This is a genomic window from Actinoplanes ianthinogenes (assembly GCF_018324205.1).
GTDB classification, from domain to species: domain Bacteria; phylum Actinomycetota; class Actinomycetes; order Mycobacteriales; family Micromonosporaceae; genus Actinoplanes; species Actinoplanes ianthinogenes.
In genome coordinates this window covers 7,005,725-7,028,230 of sequence record NZ_AP023356.1, presented here as the reverse complement: position 1 = coordinate 7,028,230, position 22,506 = coordinate 7,005,725, and the positions used below count along the sequence as shown (strand labels likewise).

The 22,506-nt window shown below is 70.8% G+C and carries 21 protein-coding genes; 7 read left to right on the top strand and 14 right to left on the bottom strand.

The window, feature by feature from the left end; all coding sequences use genetic code 11:
* Positions 1 to 59: 59 nt before the first annotated feature.
* The 5 genes from Aiant_RS31995 to Aiant_RS31975 form a co-directional block, all read right to left on the bottom strand.
* Positions 60 to 2,837 carry an AbfB domain-containing protein gene (locus tag Aiant_RS31995; protein ID WP_189333641.1) on the bottom strand — a complete coding sequence of 926 codons (2,778 nt, stop codon included), beginning with the start codon at positions 2,835 to 2,837 and terminating at the stop codon, positions 60 to 62.
* Positions 2,838 to 2,845: 8 nt separating this feature from the next.
* Positions 2,846 to 3,823: an ABC transporter permease gene (locus Aiant_RS31990; protein WP_189333801.1), complete on the bottom strand. Its 978-nt coding sequence runs from the start codon at positions 3,821 to 3,823 to the stop codon at positions 2,846 to 2,848.
* A gap of 2 nt (positions 3,824 to 3,825) precedes the next feature.
* On the bottom strand, positions 3,826 to 4,785 hold the full coding sequence (locus tag Aiant_RS31985) for an ABC transporter permease (protein ID WP_189333642.1): 960 nt from the start codon (positions 4,783 to 4,785) through the stop codon (positions 3,826 to 3,828).
* Positions 4,775 to 6,283: a sugar ABC transporter ATP-binding protein gene (locus Aiant_RS31980; RefSeq protein ID WP_189333643.1), complete on the bottom strand. Its 1,509-nt coding sequence runs from the start codon at positions 6,281 to 6,283 to the stop codon at positions 4,775 to 4,777. The genes Aiant_RS31985 and Aiant_RS31980 overlap by 11 nt, the downstream gene beginning before the upstream one ends.
* Positions 6,284 to 6,345: 62 nt before the next feature.
* Positions 6,346 to 7,419: an ABC transporter substrate-binding protein gene (locus Aiant_RS31975; protein WP_229830765.1), complete on the bottom strand. Its 1,074-nt coding sequence runs from the start codon at positions 7,417 to 7,419 to the stop codon at positions 6,346 to 6,348.
* A gap of 443 nt (positions 7,420 to 7,862) precedes the next feature.
* Here Aiant_RS31975 and Aiant_RS31970 point away from each other — a divergent pair, with 443 nt between their 5' ends.
* On the top strand, positions 7,863 to 8,369 hold the full coding sequence (locus Aiant_RS31970) for a GAF domain-containing protein (RefSeq protein WP_189333645.1): 507 nt from the start codon (positions 7,863 to 7,865) through the stop codon (positions 8,367 to 8,369).
* A gap of 12 nt (positions 8,370 to 8,381) precedes the next feature.
* On the opposite strand, the gene Aiant_RS31965 is transcribed toward Aiant_RS31970, so the two are convergent.
* From Aiant_RS31965 to Aiant_RS31940, 6 genes are all read right to left on the bottom strand, one after another.
* Positions 8,382 to 8,786: a VOC family protein gene (locus Aiant_RS31965; RefSeq protein WP_212846557.1), complete on the bottom strand. Its 405-nt coding sequence runs from the start codon at positions 8,784 to 8,786 to the stop codon at positions 8,382 to 8,384.
* A gap of 10 nt (positions 8,787 to 8,796) precedes the next feature.
* Positions 8,797 to 9,237, bottom strand: coding sequence for a helix-turn-helix transcriptional regulator (locus Aiant_RS31960; protein WP_189333647.1), 441 nt, complete (start codon positions 9,235 to 9,237; stop codon positions 8,797 to 8,799).
* A 137-nt stretch (positions 9,238 to 9,374) separates the two neighbouring features.
* The gene (locus Aiant_RS31955; RefSeq protein ID WP_189333648.1) at positions 9,375 to 9,977 is read right to left on the bottom strand and encodes an HAD-IA family hydrolase; all 603 of its coding nucleotides are present in this window, start codon (positions 9,975 to 9,977) and stop codon (positions 9,375 to 9,377) included.
* Between the two features lie 60 nt (positions 9,978 to 10,037).
* The gene (locus Aiant_RS31950; RefSeq protein ID WP_189333649.1) at positions 10,038 to 11,270 is read right to left on the bottom strand and encodes a hypothetical protein; all 1,233 of its coding nucleotides are present in this window, start codon (positions 11,268 to 11,270) and stop codon (positions 10,038 to 10,040) included.
* Positions 11,271 to 11,410: 140 nt separating this feature from the next.
* Positions 11,411 to 12,511: an aminopeptidase P family protein gene (locus Aiant_RS31945; RefSeq protein ID WP_189333650.1), complete on the bottom strand. Its 1,101-nt coding sequence runs from the start codon at positions 12,509 to 12,511 to the stop codon at positions 11,411 to 11,413.
* Positions 12,508 to 14,007 (bottom strand): MFS transporter, encoded by a 1,500-nt coding sequence (locus Aiant_RS31940; protein ID WP_189333651.1) that lies wholly within the window; start codon positions 14,005 to 14,007, stop codon positions 12,508 to 12,510. The genes Aiant_RS31945 and Aiant_RS31940 overlap by 4 nt, the downstream gene beginning before the upstream one ends.
* 109 nt (positions 14,008 to 14,116) lie before the next feature.
* Here Aiant_RS31940 and Aiant_RS31935 point away from each other — a divergent pair, with 109 nt between their 5' ends.
* Genes Aiant_RS31935 through Aiant_RS31910 form a run of 6 tightly spaced genes read left to right on the top strand, consistent with a single transcriptional unit; the run spans position 14,117 to position 20,243 of the window.
* Positions 14,117 to 15,358, top strand: coding sequence for a threonine/serine exporter family protein (locus Aiant_RS31935; protein ID WP_229830767.1), 1,242 nt, complete (start codon positions 14,117 to 14,119; stop codon positions 15,356 to 15,358).
* Positions 15,355 to 16,566 carry a threonine/serine exporter family protein gene (locus Aiant_RS31930; RefSeq protein WP_189333652.1) on the top strand — a complete coding sequence of 404 codons (1,212 nt, stop codon included), beginning with the start codon at positions 15,355 to 15,357 and terminating at the stop codon, positions 16,564 to 16,566. Before Aiant_RS31935 ends, Aiant_RS31930 begins: the two co-directional genes overlap by 4 nt.
* A gap of 36 nt (positions 16,567 to 16,602) precedes the next feature.
* The gene (locus tag Aiant_RS31925; protein ID WP_189333653.1) at positions 16,603 to 17,043 is read left to right on the top strand and encodes a DUF2231 domain-containing protein; all 441 of its coding nucleotides are present in this window, start codon (positions 16,603 to 16,605) and stop codon (positions 17,041 to 17,043) included.
* On the top strand, positions 17,040 to 18,491 hold the full coding sequence (gene gadC, locus Aiant_RS31920; protein WP_189333654.1) for a glutamate/gamma-aminobutyrate antiporter GadC: 1,452 nt from the start codon (positions 17,040 to 17,042) through the stop codon (positions 18,489 to 18,491). The genes Aiant_RS31925 and gadC overlap by 4 nt, the downstream gene beginning before the upstream one ends.
* Entirely contained in the window at positions 18,488 to 18,901 is a 414-nt protein-coding gene (locus Aiant_RS31915) for a hypothetical protein (RefSeq protein ID WP_189333655.1), read from the top strand. Before gadC ends, Aiant_RS31915 begins: the two co-directional genes overlap by 4 nt.
* A 4-nt stretch (positions 18,902 to 18,905) precedes the next feature.
* The gene (locus tag Aiant_RS31910; protein WP_189333656.1) at positions 18,906 to 20,243 is read left to right on the top strand and encodes a dipeptidase; all 1,338 of its coding nucleotides are present in this window, start codon (positions 18,906 to 18,908) and stop codon (positions 20,241 to 20,243) included.
* A 751-nt stretch (positions 20,244 to 20,994) separates the two neighbouring features.
* Here the strand turns inward: Aiant_RS31910 and Aiant_RS31905 are convergent.
* The 3 genes from Aiant_RS31905 to Aiant_RS31895 are packed head-to-tail and all read right to left on the bottom strand — an operon-like array spanning position 20,995 to position 22,502.
* Positions 20,995 to 21,531 carry an HdeD family acid-resistance protein gene (locus tag Aiant_RS31905; RefSeq protein ID WP_189333657.1) on the bottom strand — a complete coding sequence of 179 codons (537 nt, stop codon included), beginning with the start codon at positions 21,529 to 21,531 and terminating at the stop codon, positions 20,995 to 20,997.
* 55 nt (positions 21,532 to 21,586) lie between these two features.
* The gene (locus Aiant_RS31900) at positions 21,587 to 22,027 is read right to left on the bottom strand and encodes a DUF7144 family membrane protein (RefSeq protein WP_189333658.1); all 441 of its coding nucleotides are present in this window, start codon (positions 22,025 to 22,027) and stop codon (positions 21,587 to 21,589) included.
* Between the two features lie 16 nt (positions 22,028 to 22,043).
* Positions 22,044 to 22,502 (bottom strand): hypothetical protein, encoded by a 459-nt coding sequence (locus Aiant_RS31895; RefSeq protein WP_189333659.1) that lies wholly within the window; start codon positions 22,500 to 22,502, stop codon positions 22,044 to 22,046.
* Positions 22,503 to 22,506 lie beyond the last annotated feature (4 nt).

The following is a 22,506-nucleotide window of genomic DNA, read 5'->3' as shown; positions in this document are numbered from 1 at the left end:
GACCACGGCCGAACGGCCGCCCAGGGCTGTTCCCCTGGACGGCCGTTCGGTGGTTGCGGTCAGGCCCAGCCGGTGGCGACGTTCCAGCTGCTGTCCGCGGAGAGTTGCTGGGGACGGTTCCGGTCGGTGCCGACGCCGGCCGAGATCCAGGCCTGCGAGTCGTAGTGCCGCAGGTAGTTGCCCGGGAGGTTGATCGACTCGAAGGTCACCCCGGTGCCGCCCAGACCGGGGCGAGCGCAGAAGGTGGCGTCCGAGGCGAACAGGGCCGAACCGTCGTTGGCGGCGAGCCGGATCCGGCTGTCGGCGTGCCGCAGGAACTGGCCCGGGTAGTTGACCGACTCGAAGGTGTAGCAGGACGAATCGGCCAGGCCGTGCCGCAGGGTGAACGTGGCGTCCTGCTTGAGCAGCGCGCCGCTGCCCGCGTCGACGTGTTCGGTCCAGCCCTGGCTGTCCGCGTGCCGCAGGTACCGGTCGGTGAAGCCGAACGTGGTGACCTGCAGCGACCGCCGCACGTCGAACGGCAGGATCACCGAGCTGCGCCACTGCGCCGGGTTGGTCACGTTCCAGGTGGCGTCGGCGGCGAACTGCGCGCTGCCGTCGTTCGCCGCCAGCACCACGTTGTCCGACTGGTGCCGCAGGAACGAGCCCGGGAAGTTGTACGACGCGAACGACGTGCCGCCGGTCGCCAGCCCGGCGCGCGAGCACCAGGTGGCGTCGGCCCGGAACGTACCACCGGTGTCGGCGTCGATCCGGACCTGCCCGCTCGCGTGCCGCAGGAATTTGCCGGGGAAGTTGACCGACTCGAACGAGTAGCAGTGCGGGTCGGCCAGACCGGCGACGGTCCGGAACGACGCGTCCTGCCGCGCGGTGTCCCCGCTGATCACGTCGGTGCGGGCCAGGGAGTTCGCGTGCCGCAGGTAGCGGTTCGTCAGCCCGGCGTTGGTCACCTGGAACGAGCGGACGTGCCCCAGGGTGAGCGGCGCCGCCGCGTTCTGGTTCTTGGACGCGTTGATCAGATTGGTCAGCGCGGTCCGCACCTGGCCGGTGTCCACCTTCTGCACCTGACGGTCATAGGTGAACAGCCCGTTGTACTCGCCCTCCACGTCGGTGATCTCGGTGTAGACGAATCCGGACAGGCCCCTCGACGTCATCAGCCGCTCGGAGTCCCGGATCATCCCGGTGAACCGGTCGTTGAGCTGCGCGTTCGACGACATCTGCTCGTACGCGAAGAACTTGCCGTCCGGGCTGTACTCGTGCCCCGGCGTGCGCAGGCCGAGCCCGCCGAACTCGCCCAGGATGGACACCCGCGACGCGGTCGGCGCCGGCGCGTCCGGTCCGGTGTAGATGTGCCAGTCGATGATGTCGCCGGTGCCCGGGTCGCCCTTGGACGCGCAGCAGTTGAAGCCGCTGTGCGGGTTCATCAGCCGGGTGGAGTCGTAGCTCTCCAGGTCCCGGGTGATCCGCTGGGTGTCGGCCAGGTTCCACTCGCCCCAGCCCTCGTTGAACGGGACGTAGGTGACCACCGACGGGAAGGCCCGGTGCTCGTCGATGATCTCGTGGGCCTCGGTCTCGTACTCGGCGATCTGAGCGGCCGTCCGGTTCGCGTCGAACGGGATGGTCGACGGGATGTCCTGCCAGACCAGCAGCCCGAGCCGGTCCGCCCAGTAGTACCAGCGGGCGGGCTCCACCTTGATGTGCTTGCGGACCATGTTGAAGCCCAGGTCCTTGTGCTTCTGCAGGTCCGAGGCGAGCGCCGCGTCGGTGGGCGCGGTGTACAGCCCGTCGGGCCAGAAGCCCTGGTCGAGGGTGCCGGCCTGGAAGACGAACTCGCCGTTCAGGGTCGGGCGCAGCACCCCGTTGACCAGCTTGGTGCCGACCTCGCGCATGCCGAAGTAGCTGGTCACCTGGTCGACGGTGGCGCCGGACGCGTTGCGCAGCGAAACGCGCAGGTTGTAGAGGTAGGGATCGTCGGGCGACCACAGGCGCGGGTTGGGCACCGGGACGGTGAATTCGGTGAACCCACCGACGGAGCTGCCGACGACCGTCGAACCCGCCAGCGCCTCGGCGAGCACGCTGTAACCGGACACGTTTCCGCGCGTGAAGACGCGAACTCGCGCCGTCTTACCCGAGATATTCGGATAAATATCGACAGAGAACAACGAGGACGTAGCGGTCGGCTCGAGCCACACCGTCTGCCAGATCCCCGAGGTCGGCGTGTAGAAGATGCCACTGGGGTTGTTGGTCTGCTTGCCGATCGGCTGCTTCTCCCCGCGACCGTCCGTCGGGTCGTACACCCGCACGATGATCTCGTTGGTGCCGCCGTTCAGAGCGTCGGTGACGTCCACCTCGAACCGGTCGTAGCCGCCCCTGTGGGTGGTCACCTGCCGGCCGTTGACCCAGACCGTGGCCTCGTAGTCGACGGCGCCGAAGTGCAGCTGCACCCGCCGGCCGCTCCACGCCGCCGGCACGGTGAAGGTCCGGCGGTAGAACATCAGGTCACGGTCGTCGTTGCGCATGATCCCGGAGAGCGCCGACTCCACCGGGTACGGCACCAGGATCCGCTCCGGCAGCGTCTGCCCGACCGGCGGCGCGGCGTTGCGGTCGACCGTCGCCGGGTTGAGGAACTGCCATTCGCCGTTGAGCGACTGCCAGTCCGGGCGGGTCATCTGCGGGCGCGGATATTCGGGGAGCGGGTTGGTCGTGGACACCTGATTGGTCCACGGGGTGGTGAGCGGGGGTGTCTTGGGGGTGACGGCCGCGGCCGGGCTGCCGGTGGCGGCGATGCCACCGGCGACCAGCGCGAATGCGGCCACCGCTCGGAGGACGAGGCGGCGCATCTGACTCCTTAGGGGGATGGGGTGCGTCGGACCCGGGCGAGGTAGGTCTGAGCCACCACGACAGCGGCGAGGAAGGCGCCGCTGATCACCTGCTGCCAGTTGCTGTTGACGTCACCGTTCTGGTTGATCAGGTTCTGGATGACGCCGAGCAGCAGCACACCCGCGACCGTGCCGGCGATGGACCCGGCGCCACCGGTGAGCAGGGTGCCGCCGATGACGACGGCGGCGATGGCATCGAGCTCCATGCCGCCGCCGAGCACGGTGACGCCGGAGCCGAGCTTGGCCGCGTTGATCGCACCGGCCAGGCCGGCGAGCAGGCCGGAGAGCAGGTAGACCCCGACCTTGATCCGGCGTACCGGCAGGCCCATCAGCGCCGCGGCGTCCTCGCTGCCGCCGATCGCCTGCACGCCGTGACCGAACCGGGTGCGGTTGAGCAGCAGCACCCCGAGCAGCACCAGCACCGCGGTCAGCCAGACCTGGACGCCGACGCCGAGCAGCGAGCCGGTGCCGATCCGGTGGAAGGCGTCGCTCTCCACCAGGTAGGTGGTCGAGCCCTGGTCGCTGATGCTGCGCATCAGACCGCGGGCGCCGAGGAGCGAGGCCAGGGTCACGATGAAGGGCGCCATCTGCGTTCGCGAGATCAACACCCCGTTCAGTACGCCGATCGCCCCGCACACCAGCAGCGGCGCGGCCAGCGCGGCGGCGAAGCCGTACTGGGAGGCCCAGGCGGCGACCACCCCGCCGAGCGCGTAGAGCGAGCCGACCAACAGGTCGATGCCACCCGTGATGATCACGAAGGTCATCCCGAGCGCGATCAGCATCGGTGGCGCCGCGGCGACCAGGATCGTCCCGGCGTTGTCCACGCTGCGGAACCCGGGGAACAGGGCGAGGCTGACCACCACCACGGCGAACAGCACGGCGAGCGCACCCTGGCGCTGCACCACCCCGGACATCCGGCCGGGGCTCGCGGGAAGTGTGGCGGACATGGTCACCGGGTCCTCCTCTCCCGGGCCACGTAGACCGCGACCAGGATGATCACGGCCTGCACCATCTCGGTGGTGGACGGCGGGAGATCGTGTTTGATCATGGTGGCGACCACCAGTTGCATGAGCAGGGCGCCGGCCACGGTGCCGAGCACCCGGACCCGGCCGCCGGTGAGCGGCGTGCCGCCGACCACCACCGCGGTGATCGCGGAGAGCTCGATCAGCAGGCCGACTGCCGAGGCGTCGCTGGACTGGATCCGCGAGACCGAGAGCAGGCCGGCGATCGCGGCGAGCACCGCGCAGAGCACGTAGACCCCGATCAGGACCCGCTTGACCGGCAGGCCGGCCAGCTCGGCCGCGGGCCGGTTGCCGCCGATGGCGAGCAGCCGCCGGCCGAACACGGTGCGCCGGATCACGAACGCGACCACCAGCACCAGCAGCGCGGCGGTCCACACCAGCACCGGGACGCCGAGCAGGTCACCGGAGCCGAGGTAGAGGAAGTCCTCGTTGCGGATGTCCTTGAGCTGGCCACCGGAGATCACCACGGCCAGACCGCGGCCGCCGACGAACAGCGCCAGGGTGGCCACGATCGGTTGCAGGCCGACCTTCGCCACCAGCAGGCCGTTGGCCAGCCCGACGGCGACCCCGGCCAGCAGCGAGACGCCGATCGCGGCGACCACGCCGTAGCCCAGGTAGAGCGGGATCAGCGCGGCGGTCAGCGCCATCACCGAGCCGACCGAGAGGTCGATGCCCTCGGTGCCGATCACCAGCGCCATGCCCATCGCCACGATCACCACGGGCGCCGCCTGGATCAGCTGGATCCGCAGGTTGCTCAGGGTCAGGAAGTACGGCGTGAACGCGATGTTGTACGCGATCAGCAGCAGGATGGCGGCGTAGACCCCGTACTTGGGCAGCCACGCCTTGTCGAACGCCCACCGCGGGCGGGCGAGAGCTTCAGTGGTCATCCGCGGCCTCCGCGATCGTGGCCATCAGGTCCTCGGTGGTCACCCGGTCGCCGGTCAGCGTGCCGACCACCACGCCGTCGCGCAGCACCACCACCCGGTGGGCGCCCTCGACCAGCTCCTCGGCGTCCGAGGAGACCAGCACGACGCCGAGCCCCTCGCCGGCCAGCTCGTCGATCAGCGCCTGCACCTCGGCCTTGGCGCCGACGTCGATGCCCCGGGTCGGCTCGTCCAGCAGCAGCACCTTGGGGCCGGTGGCGAGCAGCCGGGCCAGCAGCACCTTCTGCTGGTTGCCGCCGGACAGGTCGCCGACCACCTGGTGCGGGCTGGACGCCTTGATCCGCAGCCGCTTCATGTAGATGTCCACGACCTCGTCGATCTTCCGGTCGCTGACCAGGCCCATCCTGGTCATCCGGGGCAGGATGGCCAGCGCGATGTTGTCCCGGATGGACAGCCCCGGGACGATCCCCTCGGCCTTGCGGTCCTCCGGCTGGGTCGCCACGCCGGCCTTCACCGCGCGTACCGTGCTGGGCCTGGTCAGCCTGACGCCGTCCACCTCGATCTCGCCGGCGTCCACCGGGTAGGCCCCGCCGATCGCCTTGACGGTCTCGCTGCGGCCGGCGCCGAGCAGGCCGCCGAGCCCGACCACCTCGCCGGGGCGCACCTCGAAACTGATGCCGTCGAGCCGCGGCCGGCTGGTCAGACCGGTCACCCGGAGCACCGGCTCGCCGGCCTCGTCACGGACCGGCACCTCGGTGAAACTGGTGAAGTCCTCGCCGAACTCGCGGCCCAGCATCAGCGAGACGAGCTTGCGGCGTTCCAGGTCGGCCATCCGGCCGGTGTGCACCAGCTTGCCGTCGCGCAGGATGGTGACCGTGTCACAGATCCGGTAGAGCTCGTCGAGCCGGTGCGAGACGTAGATGATGCCGATCCCCCGGGCGTGCAGGTCCCGGATCACCCCGAACAGGGTCTCCACCTCGCGTGGCTCCAGCGACGAGGTGGGCTCGTCCATCACCACGACCTTGGCGTCGATCATCACGGCCCGGGCCAACGCGACCATCTGCTGCGCGCCGAGCGGCAGGGTGCCGAGCCGGCGGCGCGCGTCGGTGCGGACGCCGTAACCGGACAGGATCTCGGTGGCCTCGCGCACCATCCGGGCCTCGTCCAGCAGGCCGAACCGGTTGCGCGGCTCGCGGCCGAGGAACAGGTTGTGCGCCACGCTCATCAGCGGGACGAGGTTGACCTCCTGATAGATGGTCGAGATCCCGGCGCGCTGGGCGTCCAGCGGGGTGCCGAACCGGGCCGGCTCACCCCGGTACCGCAGCTCGCCGCCGTCCGGCTGGTACACCCCGGTGAGTACTTTGATCAACGTCGACTTGCCGGCGCCGTTCTCCCCCACGAGCGCGTGCACCTCACCCGGATTCAGGGTGAAGGACACCCCGTCCAGCGCACGCACACCCGGGAAGATCTTGGAGACACCGGCCACTTCCAGCAGCGCCATGCGCCGCCCTCCTCCGTGCCGGACCGGCGCCCGGCCTCGCGGGCCGGGCGCCGGCGTATCGCTCAGTACGCGCTGGTGATGTCGGTCTTGGCGTTGCTCTCGTCGTACGACCGGTCCTGGATGATGATGTCCTGGCCGACCGGCTTGCCACCGAAGAAGTCGGTCGCGGTGGAGAAGGCCAGCGGGCCGAAACGCGGGTTCGACTCGATGACCGAGTAGATCCAGCCGTCGATGATCGCCTGGACCGCGCCCTTGGTGCCGTCGATCGACACGATCTTCACGTCGCCGGCCTTCTTGCCGGCGCCCTTCAGCGCGGTGATCGCGCCCAGGGCCATCTCGTCGTTCTCGCCGTAGATGCCGTTGATCTTCGGGTTGGACTGCAGCAGCTGCTCGGCGACCTTCTGCCCGTCCTCCCGGGAGAAGTTGCCGGTCTGCTCGAAGGTCACCTTGATCTCCGGCGCGACCTTGGCGATCTCGTCCTTGAAGCCGCTGGTCCGCAGCGTGGTGACGTTGTTGCCGGGGGCGCCCAGCAGGATCGCCACCTCGCCCTTGTTGCCCAGCGCCTTGGCCATCGCGTCGGCGGCCCGCTTGCCCTGCTCGGCGAAGTCCGAGCCGATGAAGCTCAGGTAGTCCTTGCAGGCGGTGGCGTTGATCTTCCGGTCGATGGTGATGATCGGGATGTGCTTGGCGGACGCCTTGGCGAACACCGAGTCCCAGCCGTCCGAGTTGAGCGGCGCGATGATCAGCAGCTGGACGCCGCCGTCGATCATCTGCTCCACGTCGGCGATCTGCTTGGGGAACTGCGAGTTCGCGTTCGTGGTCTTCAGGTTGGTGATGCCCAGCTTCGCGGCCTCGTCCTTGATGGACTGCGTCTCCGCGATCCGGAACGGGTTCGCCTCCTTCTCCGACTGGGAGAAGCCCACCTGCGCCGTCTTCAAGTCGATCTTGGAGGCGCCGTACTGGTCGGAGGTGCAGGTGGCGGCGTTGGGTGCGGCGGACTGCACGACCTGGGTGGCGGCGGGGCCCGCGCTGGAGCCGCCGCCGGTCGCCCCGGAGTCCTCGCTCTTGGCACAGGCGCCGGCGCCGAGCAGCAGCGCGGCGGCGGCAAAGGTGGCGGCAACGGTTTTCGGGCGCACGGAACTGACGTTATTGAACATGGAGCCCCCTCAAAGCCAAACGGCTTCACACGCAAACGGTGGTGGACCACTCACTTGTCCGATCAGGAACTCACACATTCACCCATCGACGCTCGTTATCTGTCAAGACCCCTAACCGTAATCGGGGCGAAACGTGACATCACCGCGTTGTGAACGCTCACGTACGGACGGTGCCGCAGGCCGCGGCGTGACCCGACCGGCCGGGGCCCCGACTGGCGTGCATGAACACGCATAACGCGTAAAGGCGGAGGGGATGCTCATTCGGGGCGCTCAGGTCGTACCGAAAACCGGTTTTGATCAACAACCGGGCGGCAACCGGCGGCGCACCCGATGGCACCCGGGGGCCCGCACCTTGGGTTCACCGCGCCGCCGTTCCGGACGACATCCGGGCGACGGCGTGCCCTCGGTTGAAAGGATCTTCCATGTCGGTGACGGCCTTCGAGACCTGCTCGCTGGACGTGCTGGTGGACACGCGGACCGCCGCGGTGACCGACCTGTTCCTGGCGGGGCTGCTGGTCCGGGACCGGTTGCAGGAGATCCTGGACGAGGTCGCCGGGGAGCTGAAGGCCCCGATCGCCGGGATCAACCTGGTCCGCGAGGACGCCGTGCTGTTCGCGGCCGCGACCGGCGCGCCGGCCTGCCTCGACGACCCGGGCGGCATGCCCGCCGAGTGGGCGCCGTGCAGCCGGGTGGCCGGCCACGACAGCCCGCTGGTGATCGGCGACCTGCACGCCGGGACCTGGGGGTTCTTTCCGCCGTCGGCACTGTTCGGCGCGATGCGGACCTATGCCGGGGTGCCGCTGCGCCGGCACGGCGTGGTGGCCGGCACGCTGTTCATCATGTCCGACGTGTCGGACGTCTTCGACGAGGAGACGATCGCGCGGCTCGAGGACCGGGCCGGCGAGGTGATGCGGATCCTGGCACCGTGACGTCCGGCGCTCCTACAGCTGATTGATTCTGATCATGTTGCCGGCCGGGTCGCGGAAGGCGCAGTCGCGGATCCCGTAAGGCTGGTCGGCCGGCTCCTGGACCACGTCGGCGCCACCGGCCACCAGCCGCTCGAAGACGGCGTCGACGTCCTCGGCCCCCAGGATCAGACCGGCGTAGGTGCCTTTCGCCATCATCTCGGCGATCATCCGCCGCTCGTCCTCGGTGATGCTGGGATCGACGGCCGGCGGCGTCAGCACGATCGAGGTCGACTGGCCTTTCGGTCCGACCGTGATCCAGCGCATGGCGCCGTAACCGACGTCCTTGCGGATCTCGAAACCGAGGACGTCACGGTAGAAGGCGACGGACGCCTCCGGGTCGGTGTGCGGCAGGAAACTCGCGTGAATGGTGATGTCCATGCCGCCCATGCTAGGAACGCGCAGCCTGGCGGGCTTCTCGATTCCTGACCGGTCTGGTCACCTGTTTCGCCACGCAACTCGGAATGCCCTCGGTGGCGCCGGACTGGGTTTTCCGGTACTCACTCGGGGAGACGCCGACCAGCTGGGTGAACCGGGTGCTGAAGGTGCCCAGCGACGAACACCCCACCGCGAAGCAGACCTCGGTGACGCTGAGATCGCCGCGGCGCAGCAGGGACATGGCCCGCTCGATGCGGCGGGTCATCAGGTAGCCGTAAGGGGACTCGCCGAAGGCGAGCTTGAACTCCCGGCTGAGGTGGCCGGCGGACATGTTCGCCCCGCGGGCCAGGGCTTCGACGTCGAGCGGCTGAGCGTAATCGCGGTCGATGCGATCCCGCACGCGCCGAAGCCGGACGAGGTCACGCAGCCGTTCCGGTGCCCCCGATCTGCTCATTCCCGCATCCTGCCACGGCGGATCGCGCGGCGGCTTCCCGCGAAGGACCCACTTCAAGATCCTTATATACGCGGGTCCGCCGGGGTACGGACCGCATGCTCCCGCGCGAGCCGGGGTCCGTGGGTGGTCCGGGAGATCTAACCCAGGAGGCGGGCCAGGTCGGCCAGGGTGTCGACGGTGAGGTCGGCTTCCAGGCCGCGCAGGCCCGCGGTGCGGGCGCCGGCGGCCCGGCCGGCCCGGACGCCGACCTCCGCGTCCTCGACGACCAGGCAGGTCGCGGGCGGGACGCCGAGGATGGCGGCGGCTTTGAGGTAACCGTCCGGGGCGGGTTTGCCGGCCGCGATGTCCTCGACGGTGACCAGCACGGGCGGCACGATGCCGGCGGCGGCCAGCCGGGCGTTGGCGAGGCGGATGTCCGCGCTGGTCACGACCGCCCAGGGGAGGCCACGGCGGGCGAGGGTGCCGAGGAGCTCGGCGGCGCCGGGGCCCGCGGTGACGTCCGAGAGGTCGTCGTATTGGAGAGCCAGTTGGCGGGCGGCGGCGATGCCGGTCTCGGCGGCCGGGAGGAAGCGGCGGACGGTCGTCTCGGCGGGCGCGCCGTGGGCGACGGCCAGGACCGCGTCCGGGTCCACGCCGTGCTCGGCCGACCAGGTGCGCCAGGCTCGCTCCACGGCGGCGTGCGACTCCACCAGGGTGCCGTCCATGTCGAGCAGTACGGCCTTGATGTCCGACAGATCCACCGTGACCCCCTCCGATGTTTATGCTCTCCGGTAGAGCATAAACATCGGAGAGCGGGCGGTTCAGTACCCCGGGTGGGAGTTCCCGCTCGGGCCGAGATCGTCCGGGTCGGTGTAGTCGGCGTAACCGGGCGCCGGACCCGGATCGCCCGGGCGCGGCTGGCCGGGTTGGGGCTGGCCGGGCTGGGCGGGACCGGGCTGCTGGGTGGGATAGCCCGGCTGCGCCTGTCCCGGCTGCGGCTGGGTCGGGTATCCCGGTGCCGGACCACGACCGGGATCGGAGCCGGGGGCCGCGTGACGGGGCGGCGGCGGGTAGTCGTACGGATCCTCCTCGTCGAGCGGCTCCCCGTAGGCGTTGGTGGCCGGCGGCGGCGCGGCCTCCGCCGGCGCCGGCGCCGCGTGCTGCGCGGCGTAGACGGTGGCCGGCCCGGGCGCCGGCTCCAGCGCGGCGGTGAGCGCCGCCAGGATCGCGTCCAGCCGCGGCCGCAGCATCTGCCAGTCCCGCCCGCTCGCCACCGCCTCGTTCTCCGCGTCCACCGCGATCACCAGGTCGCGCAGCATCCCGCCGATCCCACCGGCGTACGAGGACCGCTCCTCGTCCGGCGCCGTCGCCACCACGGCGGCCCAGCGCGCCTCCAGCGACGTCAGGTCGTCGCGCACCGGCGGCCAGGCCAGTCCCCGCTGCCCGGGGTCGGCCGTGGTCAGCACCGGCGGAAGGCGCACGCCGAGCACCGTCCGGGTCTCCCCGGCCAGCCCGCGCGTCTCCCCGTCCCAGGCGGTGACCTTCCGGTTGCGGCCGTAGAGCAGCGCCCCGACCAGGCCGGTGAGCAGCGCGATCAGCAGCAGCCAGCCCCAGGCCCCGCCGCTGCTCTCGTCCTCACCGGCGGCCGGCTCGGCGACGACGGCCGAGGTGGAGGTCGCGGTCGGCTCCGGCTCCTCGGTCTCGGTGGGTTCCTGGGTCTTCGTGGGTTCCTGGGTCTTCGTGGGTTCCTGGGTCTTGGTCGGTTCCTGGGTCTTGGTGGGTTCCTGGGTCTTGGTCGGTTCCGGCTTCTCGGTCGTCTTCGTCGGCTCCGCGGTCCGGCTCTCCCGGGTGCGGGTCGGCTCCGGCTCCGAGGTCGTCGTGGTCTCGTCCCCGGTGGGCGTCGGACGGGTCCGGTCCGCGGTGTTCTCCACGGACGGGCGGTTCGACGGCAGCCCCTCCGGCTTGTTCTCCCCGCTGCACGCCGCCGGACCGGCGAGCAGCAGCCCGGCCAGCGCGAGCGCCGCGACCGGGCGCCGATTTCGCAGAGACTCCATCGCTTCCTCACTCCTAGCCGGCACGAGAGAACAAGGGGGGAGGCGGGGCGCCGGCCCATCAAGTGGCGGCACTACGGCCGGCGCCCCGCAACGCCACGGACGACCCCCATCGGCCGCGGCGTTCCATGAGGAGAAGTCGGTCAGGCCACGACCTGGAGGTCGTGACTGGTGTTGTTGAGGCGCCGGCCACCGGTCTCGGTCACCGTGACGATGTCCTCGATCCGCACGCCGAGCCGCCCGGGCAGGTAGATCCCCGGCTCGATGGAGAAGCACATCCCGGGGACGAGCGGCTGCTCCTCCCCCTCGACCATGTACGGCGGCTCGTGCGTGGTCAGCCCGATCCCGTGCCCGGTCCGGTGGATGAAGTACTCGCCGTACCCGGCCTCGTCGATCACCCGCCGCGCCATCCGGTCGACCTCCTGGCACGGGATGCCGGGGCGGACCGCCTCGAACGCGGCCTGCTGCGCCCGCCGGACCACGTCGAAGATCTCCTGCTCGTCCGCGGTCGGCGGTCCGACGTGCACGGTCCGGGTGGTGTCCGAGCCGTAGGAGTCCTTGAGCCCGCCGAAGTCGAGCACCACCATGTCGCCGCGCCGGATCACCCGGTCGCCCATCTCGTGGTGCGGGTTGGCGCCGTTGGGACCGGACCCGACCACGGTGAAGTCCACCTGGGAGTGCCCGTGCTCGGTCAGCAGGCGGGCCAGGTCGTTGCCGACCTCGCGTTCGGTGCGGCCCTCGAAGCGTACCGAAATGATCTGCTCGTAAGCCGCGTCGGCGGCGGCCCCGGCGGCCGCGAGCCGGTCCACCTCGTCGGCGTCCTTGACCGCCCGCAGCATCGGCAGGCTGCCGGTCATCGACGTGTAGGACGAGTCGGGCAGCGCCTTCTGGAGACCGAGCAGGTGCATCGCCCAGGCCGAGTCGGAGATCGCGTAGCGGCCGCTCGGGTCCAGCAGGCGCGCCGCCGCGGCGTACGGATCGGTCCCGTCCGCCCAGTCGGTGATCGCCACCGGGGCGCCCTCGGCGTCCGGGCGTTCCAGCACCGGCACGATCAGGTGCGGGTCGTGGTCGGCGTCCAGCACCAGCATGGTGATCCGCTCGGTGATCGCGGTCGGCTGGTACCCGGTGAAGTAGGTCAGGTCGGGACCGGGTGTGACGAGCAGCCCGGTGAGGCCGGCCTCGGCCGCCTGCGCCACCGCGCGTTCCATCCGCTGGACGTAGTCCTTGCTGGTGAACGGGGTCATCGAGCACCTCCGGTAGTCGCCGGCTGCGGCCGGGTCGGAATCGTGTGGCTGGTCGCCGCGGCTGCGGCCGCGAGGTGGACGGCGGTGGCCGGCTCGGACCTGTGCCGGCGCAGCAGGAGCACCAGGGCCACCCCGGCGGCGGACATCAGCGCCAGCAGCAGCGCGCCGGCGCCGAGCCCGTCCGAGATCCCCTCGGGGGTGGTCCGGCCGGCGGTGGCCGCGGCGGAGACGGTGGCCGCGGCGGCGACCGCGAGGGATCCGCCCACGTAGCGGGCCATGTTGGAGATGCCGGAGGCCTGGCCGACCTCGTCGGCGTCGACCGCGCTGGTCGAGGCGGACGACGCCGGGCCGTTGGCCAGCCCGAGACCGACCGAGAGGACGATCAGCGGGAGGACGAAGGCGCCGTAGCCCCAGGACGGGCTGACGAAGATGAGCGCCGCGCAGCCGACCGTGGAGAGTCCGAAACCGATCGCTACCGCGTACCTCGGGCCGATCTTCACCGCGAGCGGCGTGATCACCGGGGTGATCGCGATCATCGCGGCCGCGGCCGGCAGCGTGGCCAGGCCGGCCTCCAGCGCGGTCATCCCGAATCCGTTGGGGTCCTGGAAGTAGAGGCTGAGCAGGTACATCAGCGCGTTGATCACGCCGGCCACCAGCAGGATCGCCAGCGCGGCGCCGACCAGCACCCGGTTGCGCAGCAGCTGGAGGTCGACCAGCGGCGCGGTGGCGCGCCGCTCGGCCCAGACGAACCCGACGCCGCCGAGCACCGCGATCACCAGGCAGATGACGGTCGGCGCGGAGAACCAGCCCCAGTCGCCGCCCTCGCTGAGCGCCAGCACCAGCGGGACCAGCAGGACCGCGACCAGGACGGTGCCGAGCACGTCGATCTGCCGGGGCCGGTCCGGGTCGCGGGACTCCTTCACGGTGAACCAGGTCAGCGGGATGCACAGGGCGGCGATCAGCGCGTCGATCCAGAACAGTCCCTGCCAGCCGGTCGAGTCGACCAGCACGCCGCCGAGCAGCGGACCGGCCGCGCCGCCGACCGCGGACGCGGCGCCCCACAGCGTGATCGCCTTCATCTGCCCGGCGCCGGACGAGTCCACCGAGAGCAGGCTCATCCCGCAGGCCAGGATGGTCGAGCCGGCCGCGCCCTGGATCATCCGGCCGGCGATCACCCCGGCCGCCGCCGAGGAGAGGGCGATCAGCGCGCAGGACAGGACGAACAGGACCAGGCCGCCGAGGAAGATCCGGCGGCGGCCGAAGACGTCGCCGAGCGCGCCGGAGGTGACGATCACCGCGGCGCCGACCAGCATGTACCCGGTCACCGCCCACTGCAGCGTGTCCACCGAGGCGCCGACGTCCTCGCTGATCGCCGGGAGCAGGATCGTCACGGCGGACGTGTTGGCGTTCACCACCAGCGCGGACACACAGGCCGCGAGCAGGACACCGAGTCCTGCCGCGCGGTTGGTCGTTGCCGGTGAATCCGTCGCCGCCATGGGCCGCCCCTCCCTTTCGATGCCGCCAGCCTCTCCGGCGCCGGCGCGTACCGGCATCGTTCGTGCCGGATGAATCGCCGGGCCGCGGAACCGCCTACCTTCGGAGCCCATGGCCGCATCGACCATGCCGCTCACCCCCGCTGACGAGCAGGATCTGCAACAGTTCCTGCTGTTCCTGGGCAGCGCGCTCACCGCCGCCGGCGAGGCGGTCAACCAGATCGAGGAGCACCTGTCGAGGGTCGCGGCCGCGTACGGCGCCCCGCACGCCAGGTTCAGCGTGCTGCCCACCTACGTGGTGGTGTCCCTGGAACCGGGCCGGCCGGCCACCCTGGAGCCGACCCGGCAGCTGCGCGGCGGCCTCCGGCTGGACCAGACGGCCGCCCTGTTCGACCTGCTCCGGGTCGCCCAGCGGGGCGAGGTGCCGCCCGCGACGGGTAGCCGCCAGGTGCTCGCCGCGGTGGACATGCCCCCGCGGTTCGGGCCGGTCACGCGGGTGACCGGGCACGCCGTGCTGATCGTCGGCATCTGCCTGATCCTGGCCCCCACCTGGGGCGACGTCGCGCTGGCCGGCCTTTTCGGGGTGCTGATCGGGGTGCTCCGGCTGGTCGGCGGCCGCTGGGCCAGCGTCCAGATGATCATGCCGGTGATCGCCGCGTTCGCCGTCTCGGCGATCACCTTCGTGCTGGCCGGCGGCGGGTGGCTGGAGGCCGACCTGCGAGCCATGGTGGCGCCGCTGGTGACCTTCCTGCCCGGGGCGATGCTGACCATGGGCGTGGTGGAGCTGTCCGCGTACGAGATGATCACCGGCTCCAGCCGGCTGGTCGCCGGGGCCCTCCAGCTCATGCTGCTCGCCTTCGGGATCATCGGCGCGGCGCACGTCACCGGCGTGCCGGCACCGGCCGCGCCCAGCGACGTGGCGCCGAACACGGTCGGCTGGTGGGCGCCCTGGGCGGGTGTCCTGATCGTCGGGATCGGCAACTACCTGCTGCACGCCGGGCCACCACGCTCGTTCGGCTGGCTGCTGCTGGTGCTCTACTCCGGCTACCTCGCGCAGTACCTCGGGAATCTGTTGCTCGGCGGCTACCTGAGCGGGTTCGTCGGGGCGCTGGCCCTGACCGTGGTGGCCTACCTGGTGGAACGCCGGCCCTCGGGGCCACCGGCGCTGGTCTCGTTCCTGCCCGGGTTCTGGCTGCTGGTGCCAGGCGCGCTCACCCTGATCGGGGTGACCGAGTACCTCGGGCAGGACACGGTACGCGGGGTGCAGGACGTGATCGGCTCGATCGGCACGATGGTCGCCATCGCGCTCGGGGTGCTGTGCGGGCACCCGCTGGTCCGGGCCATGACCCGATGACCACCGAGAAGGAGCTGCTGGGACTGCTCGGGCCGCTGAGCGAGTGGCTGCTCAGCTCCAGTTTCGAGGGGACGATGCGGTGCGAGGCGATCGTCCGGGAGGTGGCCGCGGCGTACGGGCACACCGTGGAGGCGACCTTTCTGGCCGACGCGGCGCTGGTCACCGTCGGGGACCGTACGCTGTCCTTCGCCCGGGAGCCCGGCGTCCCGCCCCTGCACCAGGTTTCCACGATCAAGGGCCTCCTGCGCGAGATCAGCGAGGCCGATCTGTCCGCGCCGGACGCGGCCGCCCGACTCGCGGCGATCCGCCGCGAGCCCGGCCGCTGGTCGCGGCCGTGGCGGGTGCTCGGGCTGGTCGCCTTCACCGTCGGCTTCGGGATCTCGGTGCAGGCCACCTGGCAGCAGGTCGGCGTCTCGGCCCTGACCGGCCTGCTGATCGGCCTGCTGGTGGTGGCCGGCAACCGCCACCGCCGCCTGGTCCTGATCGAGCCGTTCCTCGCCTCGCTGCTGGTCACCACGGTGGTGCTGACGATCTACGAGCACGGCCTGATCGACGGCGGCCCGATCCAGCTGATCGTCCCGGCGCTGTTCTACTTCATCCCCGGGGACGCGATCAGCGCGGCCGCCCTGGAGCTGGCGGTGAACCGGATGACCGCGGGCGCGGCCCGGCTGGTCTACAGCACGGTGGTGCTGCTGGTCCTGGCGTTCGGCGCGCTGATGGCGACGGTCCTGCTCCAGGTGCCGCAGAGCCGGCTGTTCGACACCACCGTGCCAGGCAATCTCGGCCCGGCCGGTGTGTGGGGCGGCTGGGTGCTGTTCGCGGCCGGGGTGATGCTGACCTTCTCGATGGCGCCGCGGGACTTCCCGTGGGCGCTCGGGCTGGTGCTGCTCACCGCCGCCGTGGTCGAGGCCGGGACGCGCGCGCTGGGCGATCCGGCCGGCACGTTCCTGGGCGCCGTGGTGATGATGGCGACCGCGCTGCTGCTCGGCCGGCGGCCCGGGATGCCGCCCGCCTACGTGCTCTACCTGGGCGCCTTCTACGTGCTCACGCCCGGGTCGCACGGCCTGCGCGGGCTGGAGAGCTGGATCGGCGGCGACCCGATCCAGGGGGTGACCGGGCTCGCCGACATGGTGTCGCTGCTGGTCGCGATCGCGGTCGGGATGCTCGTCGGGGCGGCTTCGGTAGGACGTTTCATCCGTCCGGGGTGACGCTTTCACCAGGCGAAATCCGGACCCTTGGGTGATATGCGGAGACGTAACCCGGTGGAGCCGGTGCTGTTGATGTTCCCGCTCGGCCTGTTCCTGGTCGCGACGATCCTGGACCTGGCCACCCTGGCCGGCGCCCCGTCGATGGTGGGCACTCTGGCGTACTGGAATGTGCTCGCCGGTCTGGCCGGCGGCATCTTCGCCGCCGTGGTCGGGCGCCCGCGAGCCGCGATCCTGCTCGCCGACCTGGGCGTGCTGTTCCTCTTCGCGGTGCTCGTGATGATCCGGGTACGGACCAGCGACCGCACCGTCGATCCCGGCCTCTTCCTGCTCGAACTTCTCGGCTGCCTGTCAGCTCTTGCCGCGTCCTGGTACGGCGGCCGTCTCGATCCGAACCGCTCTCCAGGGATGAGGCGACCCACATCCAGGCACGCCGATGATTCCGCCGGGATTACGACTACCCGAAGGGAGGCAGCGTGAGCGCTGAGGCGGAAAACCAAGCGACACAGCCGCCGAAATCCGCGCGAGCGGTGTCCTACATCTCCTGGGTGGCGCTGGCGCTGATGACCACCAGCTCGGTGGCAAGTCTTCGCCCATCGCCGACCATGGCGGTCTACGGCCTCGCCAGCATCTTCCTCTACATCGTGCCGGCCATCGTCTTCCTGCTGCCGACCGCGCTGGTCTCGGCGGAGCTGGCGTCCGGCTGGAACGGCGGCGTCTACAACTGGGTGAGCCAGGGCCTGTCGAAGCCGATGGGCTTCCTCGCGGTCTGGTGCCAGTTCGCGATGACCATCTTCTACTACCCGAGCCTGCTGGGCTTCGTGGCCAGCACGCTGGCCTATGTGATCAACCCGGATCTGGCGTCCAGCGGCCTGTGGACCGCGATCGTGATCATGGTCTGCTACTGGGCCGGCGTCTGGGTCTCGTCCCGCGGCACCAAGGGCGTCGCCGGCCTGGCCAGCGGCGGCCTGATCATCGGCACCCTGATCCCCGGCGCACTGCTGGTGATCCTGGGCATCGCGTTCCTCGGCCAGGGCAACGAGTCGGCCGCGCCGATGACCGCCGACCACCTGCTGCCGACCTGGGCGGGCCTGTCCAGCCTGGTGCTGATCGTGAACAACTTCCTGTCCTACTCGGGCATGGAGATGAACGCGGTGCACGTCTCCTCGCTGCGCAAGCCCGGCAAGGAGTTCCCGCGGGCGATGTTCCTGGCCATGGGCCTGGTGCTGCTCATCTTCATCCTGCCCGCGCTGGCGATCAGCTGGATCGTGCCGGCCGACGAGCTGTCGCTCACCGCCGGTGTGATGCAGGCGTTCGACGCGGTGTTCGCCGCGTTCGACTCGCAGTGGCTCACCCCGATCCTCGGCGTCATGCTGGTGGCCGCCTCCCTGGGTGGCATGCTCACCTGGCTGGCCGGCCCGTCCCGGGGCCTGCTGCTGATCTCCCGCACCGAGGGTTACCTGCCGCCGTACCTCCAGAAGCTCAACAAGCACGGCGTGCAGCAGAACATCCTGGTCGTCCAGGGCCTGGTCACCACCGTGATCGCGCTGGCCTACGCGTTCATCCCGGACGTGTCCAGCGTGTACTGGATCTTCTCGGTGATCACCACCCAGGTCTACCTGATCATGTATCTGCTGATGTTCGTCGCTGCGGTACGCCTGCGCCGCAACCAGCCCGACCACCCGCGTGGCTACAAGGCCCCGATGCTGACCGCCCTGTGCGGGGTCGGCTTCGCCGCCTCGCTCGCCGCCCTGCTGATCGGTTTCGTCCCGTCCTCGCAGTTCGGCGGCGGCAGCGTCTGGGCCTACCTGGCGATCGTCGCGGGCGGCGCGCTCGGTCTCGGCCTGCTGGTGCCCTACCTGTTCTACCGAGCCCGCAAACCCTCCTGGAAGACCGCTACGGCTGACGAGGCGGAGGTCGCGGCATGAGCGAGAAGCGGTTCCTCATCTATCTCATCAGCGGCATCCTGTTCGTGCTGCTCGCCGGGGTGGGCCTGGTCCGATACCACGGCAAGAAGGAGACCGAGCAGGCCAACGCCAAGGCGCAGCAGCTCCAGTCCGAGCTTCAGTCGGCCGGGCTGCGGGTGCCGTCCACCGAACAGATCGCCCGTGTGCTGGGCGACGACGGCGGTGCGATCTGCTACGACCCGGGCGACTCGCTCCGGCGCGGCGTCCTGTACGGGATGCTCACCAACGGCGCGGCCGGCCCCGGCCTGCGTCCGGTGCTGGTGGACAACCGGGTCCTCCAGGGCCAGCTGCTGATCATCAAGGTGTACTGCCCGCAGTACATCGACGCTTTCCAGGACATCATCGACGACGTCAAGAAGGCCGAGGTGTGACAGCGTGGAGCTGCGAGAGCGCATCAGCGAGCTGATGCCACGGGCCCGGGCCGACCTGGCCGACCTGGTGGCGATCCGCTCGGTGGCCGACCCACGGCAGTTCCCACCCCAGGAGTGCGAGCGCGCGGCGACCTGGGTGGTGGACCACTTCGCCCAGGTCGGCTTCACCGACCTGGGCCTGCACGAGACCAGTGACGGGAGCAAGGCGGTCTACGGGTACCGTCCGGCCGGCCGGCCGGACGCCCCGACCGTGCTGCTCTACGCGCACTACGACGTGCAGCCGCCGCTCGGCGAGCAGGCCTGGCGGACCCCGCCGTTCCAGCTCACCGAGGTCGGCGGGCGCTGGTACGGCCGGGGCGCCGCCGACTGCAAGGGCAACATCGTCATGCACCTGACCGCGCTGCGGGCGCTCGGCGACGACATCCCGGTGAACCTGAAACTGATCGTCGAGGGTTCCGAGGAGCAGGGCACCGGCGGGCTGGAGGACTTCGTCGTGCGCAACCCGGAGCTGCTGCGCGCCGACACCATCCTGGTCTGCGACACCGGCAACGCGGCGGTCGGCCAGCCGGCCACCACGGTGACGCTGCGTGGCCTGGTCAACGTGGTGGTGAGCGTTTCGGCGCTGGACGGGGAGCTGCACTCCGGCATGTTCGGCGGCGCCGCCCCGGACGCGCTGGCGGCGCTCATCCAGATCCTGTCCACGCTGCGCGATCGGGCCGGGAACACCACCATCGCCGGGCTGGAACACGACCAGACCTGGGGCGGGGCGCCGTACCCGACCGCGCAGTTCAAGTCGGACGCCGGCCTGCTGGACGGCGTCGAGCTGCTCGGCGACGGATCGGTCTCGGACATGATCTGGGCCCGTCCGGCGGTGACCGTGCTCGGCATCGACTGCCCGCCGGTGGTCGGCTCGGCCGCGGCCATCCAGCCGCACGCCCGGGCCCGGCTCAACCTGCGGGTGCCGCCGGGCATGGACGCGGTCAAGGCCCAGGACGCGCTGATCGCCCACCTGCACGCGGCCGCGCCGTGGGGCGTCCGGGTGGAGGTCGTCAAGGAGGCCCTCGGGCAGCCGTTCGAGGCCCGCACCGGCGGCCCGGCATATCAGGCCCTGGCCGGCGCGATGCGCGACGCCTACGGCCGGGAGATGAGCACTCTCGGCCAGGGCGGCTCCATCCCCCTGTCCAACGTCTTCGCCGACACGTATCCGGACGCGGAGATCGTACTGATGGGCGTCGAGGAACCGCTGGCCCTCATCCACGCCCCCAACGAGAGCGTCGACCCGACCGAGATCGCCAATCTGGCCCTCGCGGAGGCGCTCTTCCTCCAGAGATACACCAAATAGATCCCCTGGGGACGAGGCCCGGCGCTCGGGAAAGGCGCCGGGCCCTTCGCCGTCCCAAACCCGGGCTGGTCCTGGTGGCCCTATCCGGGCATGGGACAGGGCCCTGAACACCAGCCGGAAACTGTCCGGCTGGTCCTGGCGGCCCTATCCGAGCATGGGACAGGGCCCTGAGCACCAGCCGGAGACAGTCCGGCTGGTCCTGGTGGCCCTATTCGGGTACGGGATAGGGCCCTGAGCACCAGCCGGAGACTGTCCGGCTGGTCCTGATGGCCCTATCCAGGCACGGGACAGCCCTGAACACCAGCCGGAGACTGTCCGGCTGGTCCTGGTGGCCCTATCCGGGCACGGGACAGGGCCCTGAACACCAGCCGGAGACAGTCCGGCTGGTCCTGATGGCCCTATCCGGGCACGGGACAGGGCCCTGAACACCAGCCGGAGACTGTCCGGCTGGTCCTGGCGGCCCTATCCGGGCACGGGACAGGGCCCTGAACACCAGCCGGAGACTGTCCGGCTGGCCTCCAACGCCCTATCCGGGCATGGGATAGGGCCACCAGGACCAGCCCGGGGGTTGATCTCCGGAACCAGCCGCGGACAGTGAAGGGGCCGGCGATTGGTTTGGACGCGCCAGCGGCCAGATCGCCGGCCCCGGCCCGCGCGGGAGCATGCGATCCGTACCCCAGCGGACCTGCGTATATGGAAATGCCGAAAGGGGAGCCCGGGCATATCCCCGGACTCCCCGAGCCGCGAACCCCTATGCGACGATCGGGTCGCGGGAGCGCAGGCCGGCGATCCCGGCGATGATGCCGCCGATGCCGACGAAGCACAGCGTCGTCGCCCCGATGAAGACGAACGTCGCCAGGCCCAGCCCCGGCCAGACCAGCACCGCGATCGCCGCGAGCACCGCGAAGATGCCCAGGCCGATGCGCCAGCCGGCGCCGGATTCTCGGTGGCCGATGCTGGTGAAGATCTCGGCGAGGCCCTCCAGAAGCCAGCCCAGCGCCACGATGACCAGCAGCAGTGTCACCGAGCCGGCCAGGTTGCGCATGCAGAGGATGCCCAGCAGGCCGACCAGCACGCCGAAGATGACGCCGAGCACCCGCCCGGCCACCGGCGCGTCCGGGGTGAACGCGAACTGGAGGACCCGGATCACGCCCACGATCAGCAGATTCAGTCCGAACAGGAAGCCGACCACCTTCAGCGTGGCCGACGGCCAGGCGAACGCGATGATCCCCAGCACCAGGGCGAGCACCCCGGCGACCAGGGCCAGCCAACCGGCTTTTCGTCCCATTTACGCCCCCTCAAGGCAAAATGGGGGCCCGGCGGTCGGCCGGGCCCCACAGTGGTCAGCGGTACCGGACCTCGCGGCCGTGCACCGACAGGGCGTAGATGATCAGCACGTCGGTGGCGATCATGATGGTGCACCAGATCGGGTACGCCGGGAGGAACATCAGGTTCGCCAGGGCGCTCACCGCGGCGACGATGATGCCGACCACCCGGGCCCACATCTGCCCGAGGAACACCCCGATGCCGGCCAGCACCGCGATGATGCCGAGCAGCAGGTGGGTCCAGCCCCAGGTGGTGTAGTCGAAGGTCAGCACCAGACCGGAGTTGGTGGCGACGTAGTACTCGTCCTTGAAGATGGCGACCAGGCCCTCGATGGCCTGGAAGCCGCCCATCAGCAACAGCATGACGCCGGCGAACACCACCATGCCGACCCACGCGGTGGGTTCCCGGTGCGCCGAGGGCGGGATGTAAGGAGTCTCCTGATCCCTCACGTCTGCCATGTCGAATCCCTTCGTCTCAGTTCTCGGGGCGCCGGACCGGCGCCCGAGGGAGGTCGCTGAACGCCGCGGCGACGTACATCCCGACCAGCTCGGTGCGGGCCGCCGCGTGGGCGGCCACCTCGATCACCGCGCCGTCGGCCGTCCGCAGCCGCACCGCTATCGGGTTGCGCCCGCACTTGCGCCCCTCGTGGAGCGGAAGCACGTAGACGCCTTTCGGCGTGACCTGTGCGGCGAGCCGGACCGTCCGGTCGAAGACCGGTCCGCGCCGGATCACCAGCACCTCGCCGGACCAGCGCGCCCACACCCAGCGGGACCAGCTCCGGCTCAGCCGGCGCCAGCCCTGCGGGGACCGGCCGGCGGCCCGGATCCGGCACTCGAAGGTGGGACCGTCCTCGGCGAACGCCCGCCGCTTGCGTCGCTCCCGTGCGACGGCGGCGAGCACCGCGAGGAACATCAGGAACAACAGCGACGCCACCACG